The sequence below is a fragment of the Streptomyces sp. NPDC050704 genome, assembly GCF_040654355.1.
GTDB lineage: Bacteria > Actinomycetota > Actinomycetes > Streptomycetales > Streptomycetaceae > Streptomyces.
Genome location: NZ_JBFAHW010000127.1, coordinates 1 through 15,024, shown reverse-complemented (window position 1 = coordinate 15,024; position 15,024 = coordinate 1). Strand labels below are relative to the sequence as shown.

Sequence of the window (15,024 nt, the reverse complement as noted above, 5' to 3'; positions counted from 1 at the left end):
CGCCTGTGTTCCGGGCGGCACTCAGGCGGCGGCCCGCCCCGCAGGGTTTCGGCCCGGATCTGCACCGGATTTCTGTGCAGATTGCTACGTGGAACGAGGCGACCGCCTGTATCGGTTGTGACAACGGAAACGGCATGGGCCGACGCAGAAAACACGGAAGGTCTCAGCTTTACAACGGTTGATGGGCCTCGCTTCTGCTGCGGCGCAGCGCTTGGCTGCTTTCCTTGGTTGCGGGTCGCTCAGGAAGCACTAAAAAACGCCGCCTGACCTGCGGCAGGCCGCCTTCAGGGGTACCGGTCCTGCAGGAAGCCAGGTCGGTGCTCAGGTCGGCAGCCCGATGGGAAACCCGGCTCGCGCCGGGGGCGCTAGGAGAGCGTGTAGGGCCGGGGATAGCCGCGCCGTTCGTAGTCCACGGTCCGTGCGTCGAGCTGCTCCACGGCGAGGGTGTGGCCGAGTGCCTCCAGCATCATGACCACGGTGCAGATCGCGATGGTGTGGATCTGGTCCAGCAACGCCAGACCCTCTACCGCGTGGGTGAGTCCCGTCTCCTTCGCCGCGACCCGGCGTACCGCCGTCGTCGCCGCGAACTCGTTCTCCGCTGGTGCCAGGGCCGCCACCGCGTCGATCACGCGCACCGTCAGGGACGGTTCCCCCAGCTCGTCGAAGAGTGCGTCGTGGTCGAGGACCAGCCAGCACAGGGCGCGCTCCAGCCACTCGGTATCCAGTCCGGTCAGACAGTCAGCGACCCGGGCGGGGTCCTGGGCGAGGTAGGCACGCGTCAGGTCGGCTGCCCGCCACATCGCCTCGATCGGCCACAGGTCGTTCGTTTCTGCCATCTCCTCCTTCTACCGGACCGGTGAGGACCGCGCGTGAGCCTCCTGCCTGGTTCACCAGTACGGGGCGACAGCCGCCGATCCGCCAACGGACGCACTCAGCCAGCCATCTGTGGTCAGCGGCGGCTGGTCTGTGGCGATGGGTACTCACGGGCTCTCAAGCCCGCCTCGGTGGCCCGGCCGAGCTCCCGGCCCTGGGCGGGCTCATCCCTGCGCTGCTGGCGCCCTTCGGTGCGCAACGTCCCGGATGACGGCGGCCGTCACGATGGCGCGCACCGTGCCCATGGGGCCCGCGTGGTGGGCAGGACCGGTTTCCGCCCATACACCCGTCCCTCAGTTACGGGTCATGCCCCTGGGCGACTCGATCACCTGGGGCGTGGGCAGCGACACCACGTCGTCGTACCGGGCGCCCCTCGCGAGCCTGGTGGCCGGCCAGTCCGCGTACACCGCGCAGTTCGTCGGTTCGCAGAACTCCGGCACGCTGGCCGACCAGTCCAACGAGGGCCACAGCGGATACGTCATCTCCCAGATCCGCGACGGCATCGACGGCTGGATGTCCGCGGCCCGCCCCGACGTGATGATCCTGCACATCGGCCTCAACGACCTCGACCGGGGCATCGACGTCCCGAACGCTCCCGCCCGGCTGGCCGGCCTGGTCGACCGCATCTACGCCGACCGGCCAGGCACCGGCGTCATCATGCTGGGCCTCATCCCGACGACGCCGGACCTGGGCTCGCGGGTGGCGGCGTACAACGCGGCGGCCAAGCAGTTGCAGGCACCTTCCACGCGCCCCACCACCTGCCGTCGCCCGGCTATGGCGTCAACTCGCCTGGTCATCCGCGTACATGTGCCATTGAGTGCGGATCCTTCGCAGGGACCCGCGGGGATCTGATCTGCTGAACCGGGGAGTTGAGTGTTGATCCGCCGAGCCCGCGAAACTGGGCGGCAGAACGGTCAGCGTAGATGGACGCGGAGAGCAGTCAGACCATTTGCGATCACCGATGGCGTCCTGGTCAGGCTTTCGGCAGGCTCTGCCAGGCGGAGATCGGGGAAGCGGTCGAGCAGCGTACGGAGTACGATGCGGGCCTCAGTTCGGGCAAGCGGCGCTCCCACGCAATGGTGGATGCCATGTCCGAAGGCGATGTGTGCGGGAGTGTCGCGGGTGATGTCCAGCGTTGCGCCCCGAGGAAATCGCTCCAGGTCTCGATTGGCCGCCATCAGAGCTATGAGCAGCATCGAGCCCGCTGGGATCCTCACTCCGCCGACATCGACGGGTTCCGTGGTCCAATACGGCGTGGTGGCCTGCACTGCTGAGTCATGGCGCAGGAATTCCTCGATCGCCGATTCGAGCAGTTCGGGGTGCCGGCGGAGCAGGGTGAACTGGTCAGGGTGAGTGAGCAGGCCGCGCACGCTGTTACCGATCAGACCCACCGTTGTCTCGTGGCCGGCGATCAACAGCAGGTAGATCATCGAGGTCAGCTCGTCTTCGGTGAGCCTCTCCCCGTCGTCACGGGCCGTGATCAGGCCGGAGAGCAAGTCGTCCTGCGGGTCGCGCCGCCTCCTCTCGATCAGGTCGCGGCTGTAGATGAGCAGAGAGGTCGCGGCCTCCTGGAATTCTTCGAAGCTGTACATGTCGGGCGACATCGCTCGAGCCGTCCATGTGCGGAAATCGCCCCTGTCCTCCTCGGGTATGCCGATCAGTTCGCAGATGACGCCGAGAGGCAATGGGTAGGCCAGCGTGGAAACGAGGTCGACGGTGTCCTCACCTTCGACCGCGGCGATCAGCTCGTCGGTCATCTGCTGGATCCTGGGGACCAGCTTCTCAACCCTGCGCCGGGTGAATACTGACGTCACCAGCTTGCGCAGCCGAGTGTGGTCCGGCGGATCGCTGTTGAGCATGTGCGTAAAAATCCCCCGCGCCACATCGTCGGACAGTTTTGTGACAAAGGAGATTGCTTGCCAGCCATGCTTGACCAGGCGCGGATCGGACAATAGCGCCTTCGCTTCGGCATAACCGGTCACAAGCCAAGCCGATTGACCGTCCGGCATAGTGATCGTATGGATGGGCCCTTTCGCGGCGAGTTCTGCGTATATCTCGTGTCGCTCGTCGCCGGAGGTTGCGGTGAACGGGATCAGCGCAGCGCCACCGGAGATGGAATCGGACAAGACACTCCTTCATGGTTCGTGCTGAATTTCCTGAACTTCTTACGCCTGGTCACCGGAAGGGTGACCTTGTGTCACCCAACCTGCCTCATGGAAACGGGTGCTCCGACGCTGCGCCGCGGATGCGGGGACGACGCGGTCCCTGCCCAATTACGTCACGTGCCGCTGGAGCTATCCACACGGGTGCGGGGATGACACTTCTTGAGCTGCAGGGGGCTGGGACGGGCTCCGCATACCGGCGGTGGAATCGGCCATCGACGCACCTTGTTCATACCTGACACCCCTCAGCCTGTCCTGACCCGCTGACCGGTCTCTGCCGCACAGCGGTGAACCTCGGTCACGCGGAGATCGCGCCGACTCAGCCTGAAGTCGCGCTCACCAACGGCGTCACTGCCCGAGCCTCACAGACACAACGGGCCACCGGGGCGAACAGTTCAACGATTCGCAGGAAATGAACGCGGCACCTTTGGTAGGCGGCGCCCCTCATCACCTTGCGCACGGCCTTGACCAGCCCGCTGTGGTGATCCGCGATGACCAGGCGGACCTGTTCCCCGGCGTTGAAAATGGGCCTGGCCGCAGTTCCGTGAACGTGTCGCCGCAGTCCTGCTCACCCTCGTCGACCACGCCCTGTCCAGCACCTGGACCGAGCCCATCCACCCGACCAACCACTCACTCCTGGGCGCCTGATGACGCACACCCCCCACGCCCTCATCCCGCCGGCCGTCAGCAGCCCGCCCCCGCGCTTACTGCCCGCGCGAGCGGAGCGCGACGTGATCGTGCCGCCCCTGGCGCCATCCGCACGGGCAGCGAAACCGTCAGCGGATCGCGCGCCCGGGAGTTGTCCGAGCTGGCCGCCCGTGCCGAACTCATCCAGCGGCTGGGTATCCCGATAGGCCCGCACCCACTCTTCGACGAGTTCGCCACCGAGATGGCCGCGAAGACGGGCTTCCTGTACGGGTTCGTCAACCTCTTCCTGGACGAGCAGACCTTCATCGGCCTGCACAACCCCCCGGCGGACAACGGCCACATCATCGTCGGCCGCACCATGCGCCGCGATCACGGCTGGTGCCCCGAAGTAGTCGAGCGCCGCAAGGCCCTGCCGCTGCACAACGTGTGTGCCAGCCCTCGCTTCAGCGGCAACCACGTCGTCGACGCCGCCTTCAAGATCTCGTTCGCCCGCCGCAGTTCGGCGTGCTCGGCCTTCAGCCGCTTGATCTCCGCGGCCTCCTCCGAAGTGGTGACGGGTCTTGCCGATGTCCACGCCCGCCCAGATCTGGGGCACGGGTTCCTCCGGTTCGTCGGTATGAGCTGTTCTCCCGAACGACCTCGCCGGTGTGGTCCTACTCAGCGATACACGGAGTGCTCGCAGCTCCTGATCAGCGGCCGAGTCGTCGTGAGACACCGGGCGGCCAGGTGAGGCAAACCATCGAGTGCAACCGCCTGAAAGCCATACCCGGTGTCTCTGGGCCTCTGGACCTTATGACGGCCCGTCCAACCCACAAACAACGTAGGACCGCCTGCCCCACGGGCTTCGCAGAGTCGGAGCTACACCTTTGAACCGTTCGCGGCGCGGGTCCGTTGCTGCCTGTGGGGGATCCGCACCATGCCTCCATCTGCCGGGATTGGTCGAAGTGGTAGGTGGATCGGGGTCTGGATACGGCACCCTCCGTATCGACGCCAACATGACAAGGAGTACAACTTATGAAAATTGGTATCGGCATTCCCAATCAGATACGCAATGTGAGAGCGGAAGTCATCCCGGAATGGGCGCGGCGTGCCGAAGACGCGGGGTTTGCCTCCCTGGGCACTGTGGGCCGTGTCGCCTATCCGGGGGTGATGGACACGGTCGCGCTGGCAGCCGCGGCAGGTGCCACGAGCAGGATCGGGCTCATCAGCAACGTCCTGCTCGGCCCGGTCTGGCCTGCTCTGCTGCTGGCCAAGGAGGCTCAGAGCATCGACGGTGTTTCGGGCGGCCGTCTCACCCTCGGTCTCGGCCTCGGAGGGCGTCCCGACGACTTCGTGGTGGAGGGCCTGGACCCGCGCGGCACCGGCAGGCGGCTCGACCGCGACATCGAGACGTACAAGAGCGTGTGGCGCGGCGAGACCCCCGCCGGCTGCGACAACCCGCTGGTCCCCGAGGGCAGCCGTGAGGTGCCTCTGCTCTTCGGCGGCATGGTCCAGGCGTCATACAACCGCGTGGCGCGCTCCGGCCGTGGCTATATCGGCGCGTCACTACCGGCACACATGGTCGCCGGCGCCTTCGACGGCGTACGCACGGCCTGGAAGGAAACCGGACGCGACGGCTCACCGTACCTGGTCGCCATCGCCTACTTCGCTGTCGCGGACATCGAGGATGGCCGAGCGAACGTCTACGACTACTACTCCACCGCGGGAGCAGACACCGCTGGCCTCATTACATCTGGGGTGAGCGGAGGAGCGGATGTGATCAAGAAAACCGTCAGGGAATTCGAGGCGATCGGAGCAGACGAGCTGATCCTCAACCCGACCAGCGACGACATCGACGAGATCCAGCGCGTCGCCGAGGTCGTCCTCTGACACGGTAGCTGTAGTTTCTGATCACGGCTGGTCGTGGAGCTGGTGTCGTTGCTGGTGACAGGCTCGGGCGATGGCTTGGTGACGGCGGCGCCATGCGATCCGGTGCAGGATGTGGTCGCGGTCTCGGGCAGCACCGGGCAGGACGAGGGCGCGTAGCAGGCGTACGAGCTCCGGGCAGGTCAGCGGGATGAGCCGGGGTGGTCCGGCCGGGCCGGGCTGTGCGGTGGTGGCCGCGGGGGTGAGCGCGAGGACCGCGGCGGCGGTCAGGGAGAACAGCGACCAGCGCATCCAGGAGTTCCAGCAGGTCACCTGGCCCTGGTCGAGGCCGGTGAAGCCCTTGCCGAGCTGGAAGGTCTCCTCGATCCGCCGGCGGCGGCAGATCACTTCCACCAGCGTGCCCAGAGCGACGTCCCCGGGGGCGAAGCAGCGGAAGTAGGAGACTTCCCCGGTGTAGCGGTGCCGGCGTGCGACCAGCACGCTCGCCCCGTTGCTGTGCCCGTCGGGGCGGACGTCGAGCCATGCCCCGTCGTACTCGCGTGTGCCCTTGGCGCCGTGGCCGGTCGGCCGGCGCATCCACTGCTCCGCCCGCACCTTGTTGATCACCTTGCGGGCTTCCCACCGGCGGCCTGTCCCGTCGGTGACCTGGTGCGAGGCGGCGACGCCGACCGCATACCCCAGCCCCAGCCCCAGCCCCAGCCCCAGCCCCAGCGACCGGACGCCGCAGCGCAGTTCGCGGCCGCAGTACACCTCGTCACCGGCGAACCAGCGCGCCTGGGTCCCGGCCGCGAGGGCGCCGGTGACCATGGACAGCGCCTGCTGCGGTTTCGTCGCGAACCCGATCTCCGACGGCACCCCGGCCAGCTCGCGGCGCTCGTCGTCCGCGACCCAGTCCGCCGGGAGATACAAGGCCCGGTCGATGACCACCCTCGCCGTTGCGGTGACCGCTGCCAGATACACCCCCACCTGGCACAATCCGACACCGCCGAGCGCGCCGGAGTACTGCCTGCCGGCCCCCACGCAGTCCGTCGAGGACTTCGCGTCGCCCGTCTCGTCCGCCACCAGCACCGCCTCCTGGTCGGCGAACTCGCCGACCACCAGCCGGGCGATCTCCTCCCGTGCCCGCTCGTGATCGAACCGGGTCCGGGAGAGCAGATGCTGCAGCCGACGAGGACCGGTGTGTCCCAGCGCCTCCGCGAGCGTCCAGCAGTTCCGCGTATCCACCTCCAGCAGCAACCTCGTGATCAACTCCGCCGCCGCACCGCGGGCTTCACGCCGCGCGAAGCAGCCCGCGACCGCCGCCATCGCCCTGGCGAACGTCCCGCCCCACGCCTGCTCGGCCATCGTGGCTTCCACGGCCACCGCGTCTTGATACGTCGTCACAAACGTTCATGATCGCGATGGCCGCCCTCATGCCCTCACCCGCCCCGACAAGGCGCCGACCAGCACAGGCGCCAGAACAACAGCTGCCGTGACTGACAACGCTTGAGCTGCCTATTCCATAGAGGGCTGGCCGGAATACGGCGGGAACGGGCGACCGCAGGAAACGCGGGTCCGAGCAGCCCGGCGACCAGCACGCACTGGGCGCGCCGCCGGGCGCTCCACAGGCTGCCGTCCTCCTGGGCGTCCGCGACCTGTTCGTCCAGGTCGGTGACGGTCAGGTCGCTCAGCTTCGCGGCCCGTTGGTCGTGCCGATACAGGGTGGCACCGTCCAGGATGCCCGCCCCCGCCAGCGAGTCGCCGGGTGCCATGGGCGAGCTCCTCGCCTCGGCGAGTGACCACATCGGCAACGTTCATCGATGGCCCGTCGTCAGGAGTGGGAGTAGGAGCAGGAGGTTGGGCCGCAGCGCGGCGAGGCATCACTCGACCTGCTGTCGGCCAATGGCCAACGCCGCGTACCACCCGAGCATCTGCTACGGCGTACACGACAGCCCGCTTCCCGCACGGATACCCATGCCATGGAGAAAACTCCACGCCCCGGCGACCACTACCGCGTCATGGAAGGGGTGCTCCGAGGCTGCCCCGCAGTGGGTCTGCCCCGCAGTGCGGGGACGACACTCCTTGACTTGCAATGCGTGCCAGTCGCGGTCGAAGTCGGGCAGGAGCTCATACGTGTACTGGGTGATGACCGCGGTCACCCCGCATGGTCACGCTCGCCGCAGCGACACTGCTCGAGCCCTACAGACACAACGGGTCACCGGGCGAACAGTTAAACATCACCCGGATTCCCCTGACTACGGCGTGCTGTTCCCGATCCAGTTCTGTGAACCGTCCCGCCGGGGCTTCCGCCGGCACCGGACCTCCTTTGGGCACGGCCACCGCGTGGAGGAGTCAACTGGCCTACCGCCCGTTCGTACCGCGGCATTTCGCCGGGCAAGCTCGCCGCTCGTGGCGTTCCTATTCCGGAGTGATGTTGTGGTTGTTCACCCGGAAAAGATTGCGAGGGTCGTACTGCCGCTTCAGTCGTCGCAGCCGGTCGAGGTCCTCGGCGGTGAACACCTGCTCGGCCCTGTCATCGCGGCCGGCGAAGTTGGTGATGGTGTGTCCCGTGGCCCAGGGCTCCAGGCGCTCGACCATCTCGCGCAGTACGGTGATCCCGGCGTCGACCACCTCCGGCGGTCCGAAGGTGACTCCCCACACGTTGAACACGGCGTCCCGAGCGGCGATGGGGCTCGCCGCAGACGGCCGCTTCGCCAGCGCGCCGCCCAGGTGGCGGATCTCCAGAGCCGTGACCGGGCTGCCCACGATCAGCCGGGCGTTCTCCACAAGCCGGTCGACGGCCTCGGCCGGCAGATCGGTCAGGGCGGTGCTGTGCTCCTCGTACGGAGCCGGATCGGCCGGGTCGGCATGGACGGCGTCGAACTCGCTGTAGGGGTGGCGGCCCACCGTGTCGGAAACCGCGGGGCCTATGGCCCGGAAAGGCGCGATGAGCTTCTCGGCCTCCTCGTCGGAGCCGAGGTGAACCACCCGAACGTGCGCGACGAGCCTACCGCGCAGCAGCTCGGGGACCTCCGGGATGGGCGGGAGGTTCAGCAGCGCCACCGAGCAGGTGAACCCGTCGGGTGCGTTGCGGACGACTTCGGAGAAAGCCCGCAGTACGGCCTCTACGTCCCCGGCGGCGTAATGGATTCCACCGCCGTAGAAGGAGGTGACCGGGAAGAGCTCGATCTCCAGCTCGGTCACGACACCGAAGTTGCTGCGTCCACCACGCAGGCCCCAGAACAGTTCCGGTTCCGTTTCCGCTGACACGCGACGCAGCACGCCGTCCGGGGTGACCACTTCGATGGACAGGATGTGATCGGCGGCCCAGCCGTGAGTCCGGCCCAGGAACGGACTCAGACCACCGCCGAGGGTGAAGCCCACAGCTCCCACAGTCGGAGACGCCCCGTGCAGTGGCGCCAGTCCGGCCGTCTGGGCGAGCTCCACGATGTCCGATACGCGCGCACCGGCTCCCACGCGGGCCACGGAACGGTCGGCGTCGATCTCGACCGCGTCCATCTCACCGGTGGTGATGAGCAGGAAGCCGTCCGCCAGCGGGAATGGCTGATGCCCGGTGGCCATGACCCCGACGGGCAGATCATGCGCGGCGGCGAAAGCGACCGCAGCCTGCACATCGGCAGTCGTAGAAGCGGCGACAACCAGACCCGGTCGATGCTGCGAAAGCAGGTTGAACCCCGCCACCGCTGCCGAGTAGCCCGCGTCATCCGGGGTGAACACCGATCCGGTGATCCGGTCATCCAGCTCGGTGACGTAAGCCTCTGTGGGGACGGTCCGCCCCTGGTTCTCGGTCATCTTGCAGTTCCTTTCGTTGTGCATGTGGGCCGGTGGCAGCGGATCTGTGCCACCTGGGTCATGGGTTTGCAGGAACACCTGCGTGGCGCCTTCCGCGCACTTGACCTGGCTGATCAGGGAGGCATCGGCGCCCTTCTCGGCGTCGCCTTCTGAGGCGATGTGAAAGCGGGCCACGCGGCAATGCACGAGTCGGAGCAGGCGCTGGAGCCGTCCTTGTCCTTGGTGAATCCGTAAAGGGAGCGGCCAGACTGATCGACAAGGATCTCGCCGAGCTCGGTATCGGCCACCTGCACCATCACCCGCTGGGCGTCGGCCGGTGACCTCTCACCGTCGTCCCCGCCGCCGCAGGCGATGAGGGTGAAAGGGCCGAGAGAGGTGAGGGAAGCGAGCAGAACGGCTCGGGTATGCATGATTCTCCTGAGAAGACGGCGCCGCTGCGCGGCGGGGAGGTATGCCTCCGAAACGGCTCCTGCTCCGAGGACCAAGTGCTGTCGGATGCTGCTACGGGGCGTATCCCAAGCCGGTTCACAGCCTGGCGGCCTCCTCGGACCACCGCACAACGGGGCAGGGGCGCGCTGCTCTGCCCCACTCGCGACGCCGAGAGCACAGCGCGAGGGTGTGCTCTGGACGCATCGCTTCGTGGGCACCGCAACCGGCACTGGGGCGCCTCCACGGACTCCCCGGTGACCCGCTGTTCTCGCTGCCCCGGCCTCTGACGTGTCCTCGCTGCGGCCAGGACCCGGGTGATCAGGTTTCGGCGGCGGCCTGGGACGCGGACACTGCGGCGAGAGTCTTCAGGGCCTGCCAGTCCACACGCGACCGCGGCAGACCACGCCCGCGCAGATAGGCCTTCGTCGTCCGGCGAACGGTACGCAGCAAGCGGACCTGGCCGCGTGGGCTGCCGTCGCCCGACGGCTCGATCACCCGGTGTGGCACCAGCAGCCAGTCGCCGTCGTCGGACTGCCGAAGCTCACCCCGCACCAGCGCGTTGTAGAGGTCGGCGAGGCGGTCATCGTGGCGATGCACGAGGAGAGTGGCCGGACCGGGTACGACGTCGCAGTCGGCGGCCGGTTCGACCAGGAACCCGTCGGGCCTCGCCACCGTCCGGGTCCGCATGAGCAGCGGGGCACCGTAGGCGTCCCGGGCGCCGAGCACGGCGGTGGGGAAACCGGCGAGAATACCGGCGCCGGGCAGGGAGCTCGTCCGGCCTGCCGCGTCGCCCCGGTCACCGGGCGGCGCGGTCAGAGGCGCGCGGGTGCGCACCTCGGTCGGGCTGATGGTGATCTTCAGCCGCAGGTAGTACCAGTCCATGAGCCAGCGAGCGGGCCGGTCCACATAGCGTCGGCTGCCGGGCTGACGATCGAAGAGCATCGACCAGTACGCCTCGTCGCCCGAGGGTGAGGTCACGATCTGCTCCGGACACTCCGCCGTACCCGCCACGAACACCTCTTGAGTAGCGTCCAGCCCGCTGCCGGTGGGATCGGAGAGGAGCAGGGCCACCCGGCCGTCACGACGAACGTTCAGTGCCTTCTGGGCGAAGCCGAGCGACGTGGTGACGAGAAACGTGCCGTCGTCGCGGCGAAGGGTCGCCGTCGGCCAGACGATCGGTGTGCCGTCCCGGGCAAGAGTGACGAACTCACAGGTCCGGTAGGCGTCGACGGTCTCGCCCACGGCCGGTTCGAGAGGTATCACGCGCAACCTAACTATTTCTCAGGTGAGTTGGGAAAGAGACGCAGGTGGGTGTGTGGCATTTCCGCACCGGGAGCCGATCACCCGCGGGTGATCGGCGCGATCCAGCGGCTCGGCTCGTGCTCGCGTCCGATCTCGGGAAGCTTGGAGGTGGCCACAACGCCGAGCACGCCCAGGGCGGCCAGGGTGACGAAAAGCACCTCATAGCCACCCAGCATCAGGAGTGCGGGCGCGGCGAACGGCACGAACGACCCCGGCAGCGTGTTGGCGATGTTGATGATCGCAAGGTCCTTGCCCGCGTCGTCCTTGCTGGGCAGCAGCCGTACGCACAACGCCAGATCGACGGCGACAAAGGTTCCCAGGGCGACTCCGATGGCAGCCGACGCCACGTAGATGAGCGCCATGTCCTGGGCCCCCGCAAACAGGACGAGCGCTGCGGCCGCCATCACCCCGGCGAAGACCACGAACGGCTTCTGCCGCCGAAGCCTGTCGGAGAGATAGCCGGCGACCACACTGGCGGCGGCAACGCATCCGATGGTGAGCACGGCGAGCTTCAGCACGGTGCCTCCGATCTCCTGCTCGCTTACGTCGAAGCGATCCATGAGGAAGAAGGTGCTGTAAGTGCTGGATGCAAAAGCGCACATGATCAGGAAGCGGACGAGCCATGCCCATCCGAACGCCGGGTGGGTCCGAGGGCTGAACCAGAACGTCGAAGCAACGGTCCGCAGATTCAGCGGCGGCTTCGGCGTGCTGCTTCGCGGATCACGCAGCAGGAGGGCGGCAACGGTGCTCGCCCCGATGGCGAAAAGCGCGATGGCCCACCACTGAGCGGCGCTTCCCCCCGGGAACGCGTTGGCAAGTGACAGGCCGACAAGCGGCCCCGTGGCCGCGGCCATGCCGACAAACCCGGATACACCTCCTCTGCGGCGCTCGGCGACCTGGTCCGCGACGAGGGCACTGTTCGCGGCGTCCTGGAAGCTCGCGACCGCCTGCACCCCGCACCACAGCAGCACGACCTGCCAAACCTGAGTCGTGAGAGTCATGCCGATCAAAGCGAGCGCGGCCAGCAGGGAGCCGGTGATGATCCAGGGACGGCGCCGGCCGAACCGGACACGGGTACGGTCCGAAACCCGACCGGCGATGGGGGTGAACACGAGCGAGACAAACGCGCCAAAGCCTGTGACGATCCCGAACGCGGTGGTCGCCTCGCCACCCGCGATGCCCTTGAGGTGCAACGCGAGCAGCAGTTGGAGCGGAGTGCTGAGCGCGACGTGGAAGCCGAACTGAGACAGCATGACCGCCGGCACGAACCGGCGCAGCGGAGTGACACCCTCGCTTGGTCTTGCGACCGGCGTCGTGATGAGTTGCTCCGTTGCCACGGTGCTTCCTTGCTGTGGAGGGTTTCCAGTGGGGAGGGACATGTGCCGGCCGTCATGGCCGGGTGAGACCGAATCCGTCAGCCGCCGTGCACGCCACAGCGGACTGCACGCTCGACTGCGGCGGCCATGGCCTGCTGCCCCTGGGTGTTGGGGTGGGCAGGCGCGAACGACTACGCAGAAACAAGTCGTTCGATCCAGCGCTGCCCGGCGGGTTGGCACATGTCATGGCCGATCGTCGGGGTGTACGTGTCGATGTAGCGAGCGCCGCCCGCGTGCGTCTGACTGGCCGGCATGGCGTTCAGCTTCTTCTCGGTGTCCCGCAGGTAAGCGAGGTCGCCGGCGGGGATCGGCACCGTGGCAGACGTACAGCCGACGACGTTGTCCGGGAACAGATCGGGATGGCCGACCACGACAACCTTGGCCCGGGGAGCCCGCCGATGGATCATCGTGACCACGTCGGTCCGAGGGGTGAGTGCTTCGACCTGAGGTGTAAGCGAGCCCTGTGATCCCGTCAACGCAGCTGTCCTGGCACGGGAACAGCTCACATCGGTCAACCGCCACTTCTTGGAAGCGGCGAGAGCGGAAGGACAGTTCTGGTCCGACCGGGCACAGGAGCTGTCGACCTGGTGGGAATGCCGGGGCCTGGCGCGTACGAGCCGCCCAGCGCAACGTAGTCCACGACAGTGCCCTGCAATACACCGTGCTTCCCGGAAGGAAGCTTGATCTTCTTGTTCACTCATGTCCATTCGTCAGGCCACTCAGGATCGTCACCGACCCCCGCACCGCCCACGGCGATTGCACTTCATCGACATCCCGTGCAACGTGTCGCGGCTCGGGGTGGTTCACTTTCGGCTTCAACTCCCCCTCATCGATACGGCGATGGGCGGTGAACCGCTGAGCTCTCACCCACGTAGAGCGTCATAGTCGGGAACACACCCCCCCGTTGCCGACCGCTCCGGGCCCGACCCTCATTCCCTGGCGCAAGTCGGGCCTGGAGATCCCTGCTGCCGGTTGCTCACAAAGCAGTTCATCGATGGCACCGCAGCGATGGGATTCGACAGCCTGTGGGTGGGCGACCGGGCTCTGGTGCCCATGCAGCCACAAGCACACTGAACGCGCCTTTTACTCTCCGATCCTCCTGGCCCGTGCTCTGACCTCCATCGACATCCTCAGTGGGGGCCAGCTCGATGTCGGATTCGGATTCGGACTCGGGTGGTCGTCCGACGAATTGGGCGTCACGCGGACGGCTGTGCGGGAGTCGGGCTGCCGGTGCCGCAACTGGCCTACGTCGTCTCCCAAATCCGGCAGAGCGCGGAAGCCAACGGACGCGACCCCAACGCCATGCGCATCGTCGTGCGAGTACATCCCAAGGTGACCGTCGACGCCACCCCAAGCGACGACGTGCCGGGCCGCGGAACGGTGGTCCAGGTGGCGGACTACCTGCTCGCCGCCCATGAGGCAGGGGTGGACGAGGTGCTCATCGACCTGCAGCACACCACGCGGAATGCGGATGAACTGAGGGATCTGGCACACCGCTTCCACGAGCTCCTGCGCAAGTCCCCGGGTTCGACGTAATTCGATGACCTGGAGTACCGAATCTGGGGTCTGACCTGCGCGGTCATGGGTGTGGCCGCGAGGACAGCTCGGGCGTCTCCCCGGAGGCCAGGTGCTTGTCCTCCGTGACCGGCTTGTCCGCCTCATCGCCCTCTTCGCCCAGGCTCATACCCATCCCTCCCTGACGTTGCCGTCCGCGTGGCCGGCATCCGGGCCCGCCGCGGCCCTCAAGCGGTCACAGACCGTACGTCACAGCGGTCCCCGCACACCGCAACGGGCTCCGGAGAGAATCAGTTCGACTACGCCGCCCCTACCGAACCGGCCTCTGGCGGTCGGCCGCACGTAGTCCGTTCCGTTGATCGCGAACGAAAGTGAACCGTATGCACGCTTCTGACGTGCAGACGGCTACGGCGCCCTCCAGGTCCCCCTTGTCCCTGGGTGGCCGACCGGCCCTGTCGATCGCGTGACGCGAACGAGGTCGGCAGGGGCCTCCTCGGACGTGAAGGGAGCGATCGCATGACGGCCACTGACCCCAAGGTCAGCCGCTCTTCGGCGACTTCAAGGATTTCGACGACGGATTCTCCTGGCCCGGGAAGGCCCGACGACGCCTCGTTCCCGCAGACGCAGGACATGCCAGTCGGTGCTCCGTCACGCCAACCGCGCCCTGGTCGACCAGTACCGGATCTTCTTCACCCGACCGTGAGCGCGTGAGGTTCCGACTTGTATGGCGGTAGCGGAACGTGGTTCGGGTTGGCCGCTCGTAGCGTTTCCGTAGGGCGCCGGCTCGGATGGCTCGTGAGGTTCCTGCCGCCCTTGTTGGCTGGCTCACCGGGGGTGTGCCGGACCAGATGTCCGCCGACCAGGCAGCCGCCCTGCTGCGAACCGTTCGGCCCGTCGGCGCCGTGGAGAAGGTCCGCAAGGGCCTCGCCCGCGACCTGGTGGCCCAGATCCGTACGCTGGACAAAGAACTTGCGGCCAACGCCACGCGACTCCAGGCGCTCGTGGCCGCCGCGGACAGCACGCTCATGGACACCCCGGGCATCGGCCCGGTGCTGGCCGCA

The 15,024-nt window shown here is 67.4% G+C and carries 13 protein-coding genes and 2 pseudogenes; 5 read left to right on the top strand and 10 right to left on the bottom strand.

Features of this window, described 5'->3' with window-relative positions:
* Nucleotides 1–365: 365 nt before the first annotated feature.
* Nucleotides 366–836 carry a hypothetical protein gene (locus AB0I18_RS43505; protein WP_363111317.1) on the bottom strand — a complete coding sequence of 157 codons (471 nt, stop codon included), beginning with the start codon at nt 834–836 and terminating at the stop codon, nt 366–368.
* 343 nt (nt 837–1,179) lie between these two features.
* On the opposite strand from AB0I18_RS43505, the gene AB0I18_RS43500 reads away from it, so the two are divergent.
* Nucleotides 1,180–1,725, top strand: a complete 546-nt coding sequence (locus tag AB0I18_RS43500) for a GDSL-type esterase/lipase family protein (RefSeq protein ID WP_363111316.1) — start codon at nt 1,180–1,182, stop codon at nt 1,723–1,725.
* A 62-nt stretch (nt 1,726–1,787) separates the two neighbouring features.
* Here the strand turns inward: AB0I18_RS43500 and AB0I18_RS43495 are convergent, their stop codons facing one another.
* Together AB0I18_RS43495 and AB0I18_RS43490 are read right to left on the bottom strand one after the other, a co-directional pair.
* Nucleotides 1,788–2,999 (bottom strand): cytochrome P450, encoded by a 1,212-nt coding sequence (locus tag AB0I18_RS43495; protein WP_363111315.1) that lies wholly within the window; start codon nt 2,997–2,999, stop codon nt 1,788–1,790.
* Between the two features lie 439 nt (nt 3,000–3,438).
* Nucleotides 3,439–3,540 (bottom strand): annotated as a pseudogene (locus AB0I18_RS43490) (transposase); the annotation flags it as partial.
* A 294-nt stretch (nt 3,541–3,834) separates the two neighbouring features.
* Here AB0I18_RS43490 and AB0I18_RS43485 point away from each other — a divergent pair.
* Together AB0I18_RS43485 and AB0I18_RS43480 are read left to right on the top strand one after the other, a co-directional pair.
* Nucleotides 3,835–4,413, top strand: a complete 579-nt coding sequence (locus AB0I18_RS43485; protein WP_363111314.1) for a hypothetical protein — start codon at nt 3,835–3,837, stop codon at nt 4,411–4,413.
* Nucleotides 4,414–4,697: 284 nt separating this feature from the next.
* Nucleotides 4,698–5,552: an LLM class flavin-dependent oxidoreductase gene (locus AB0I18_RS43480; protein WP_363111313.1), complete on the top strand. Its 855-nt coding sequence runs from the start codon at nt 4,698–4,700 to the stop codon at nt 5,550–5,552.
* A 21-nt stretch (nt 5,553–5,573) separates the two neighbouring features.
* On the opposite strand, the gene AB0I18_RS43475 is transcribed toward AB0I18_RS43480, so the two are convergent.
* The 7 genes from AB0I18_RS43475 to AB0I18_RS43445 form a co-directional block, all read right to left on the bottom strand.
* Nucleotides 5,574–6,932, bottom strand: coding sequence for an IS701 family transposase (locus AB0I18_RS43475; RefSeq protein ID WP_363111312.1), 1,359 nt, complete (start codon nt 6,930–6,932; stop codon nt 5,574–5,576).
* A gap of 35 nt (nt 6,933–6,967) precedes the next feature.
* Nucleotides 6,968–7,300 (bottom strand): hypothetical protein, encoded by a 333-nt coding sequence (locus AB0I18_RS43470; RefSeq protein ID WP_363111311.1) that lies wholly within the window; start codon nt 7,298–7,300, stop codon nt 6,968–6,970.
* Nucleotides 7,301–7,946: 646 nt separating this feature from the next.
* On the bottom strand, nt 7,947–9,341 hold the full coding sequence (locus AB0I18_RS43465) for an FAD-binding oxidoreductase (RefSeq protein WP_363111310.1): 1,395 nt from the start codon (nt 9,339–9,341) through the stop codon (nt 7,947–7,949).
* Nucleotides 9,342–9,454: 113 nt separating this feature from the next.
* Nucleotides 9,455–9,637: a hypothetical protein gene (locus AB0I18_RS43460; RefSeq protein WP_363111336.1), complete on the bottom strand. Its 183-nt coding sequence runs from the start codon at nt 9,635–9,637 to the stop codon at nt 9,455–9,457.
* A gap of 451 nt (nt 9,638–10,088) precedes the next feature.
* Entirely contained in the window at nt 10,089–11,033 is a 945-nt protein-coding gene (locus AB0I18_RS43455; protein WP_363111335.1) for a pyridoxamine 5'-phosphate oxidase family protein, read from the bottom strand.
* A 77-nt stretch (nt 11,034–11,110) separates the two neighbouring features.
* Nucleotides 11,111–12,409: an MFS transporter gene (locus AB0I18_RS43450; RefSeq protein WP_363111309.1), complete on the bottom strand. Its 1,299-nt coding sequence runs from the start codon at nt 12,407–12,409 to the stop codon at nt 11,111–11,113.
* A gap of 170 nt (nt 12,410–12,579) precedes the next feature.
* Nucleotides 12,580–12,864: a hypothetical protein gene (locus tag AB0I18_RS43445; protein WP_363111308.1), complete on the bottom strand. Its 285-nt coding sequence runs from the start codon at nt 12,862–12,864 to the stop codon at nt 12,580–12,582.
* An 814-nt stretch (nt 12,865–13,678) separates the two neighbouring features.
* On the opposite strand from AB0I18_RS43445, the gene AB0I18_RS43440 reads away from it, so the two are divergent.
* Both AB0I18_RS43440 and AB0I18_RS43435 read left to right on the top strand, forming a co-directional pair.
* Nucleotides 13,679–13,984: a hypothetical protein gene (locus tag AB0I18_RS43440; RefSeq protein WP_363111307.1), complete on the top strand. Its 306-nt coding sequence runs from the start codon at nt 13,679–13,681 to the stop codon at nt 13,982–13,984.
* A gap of 827 nt (nt 13,985–14,811) precedes the next feature.
* Nucleotides 14,812–15,024, top strand: a pseudogene (locus tag AB0I18_RS43435) (IS110 family transposase); the annotation flags it as partial.

Excerpts from the sequence above, each read along its gene's own strand:
- AB0I18_RS43505 (WP_363111317.1), bottom strand. The coding sequence starts at position 836 with ATGGCAGAAACGAACGACCTGTGGCCGATCGAGGCGATGTGGCGGGCA.
- AB0I18_RS43500 (WP_363111316.1), top strand. The coding sequence starts at position 1,180 with ATGCCCCTGGGCGACTCGATCACCTGGGGCGTGGGCAGCGACACCACG.
- AB0I18_RS43480 (WP_363111313.1), top strand. The coding sequence starts at position 4,698 with ATGAAAATTGGTATCGGCATTCCCAATCAGATACGCAATGTGAGAGCG.
- AB0I18_RS43470 (WP_363111311.1), bottom strand. The coding sequence starts at position 7,300 with ATGGCACCCGGCGACTCGCTGGCGGGGGCGGGCATCCTGGACGGTGCC.
- AB0I18_RS43465 (WP_363111310.1), bottom strand. The coding sequence starts at position 9,341 with ATGACCGAGAACCAGGGGCGGACCGTCCCCACAGAGGCTTACGTCACC.
- AB0I18_RS43460 (WP_363111336.1), bottom strand. The coding sequence starts at position 9,637 with ATGGTGCAGGTGGCCGATACCGAGCTCGGCGAGATCCTTGTCGATCAG.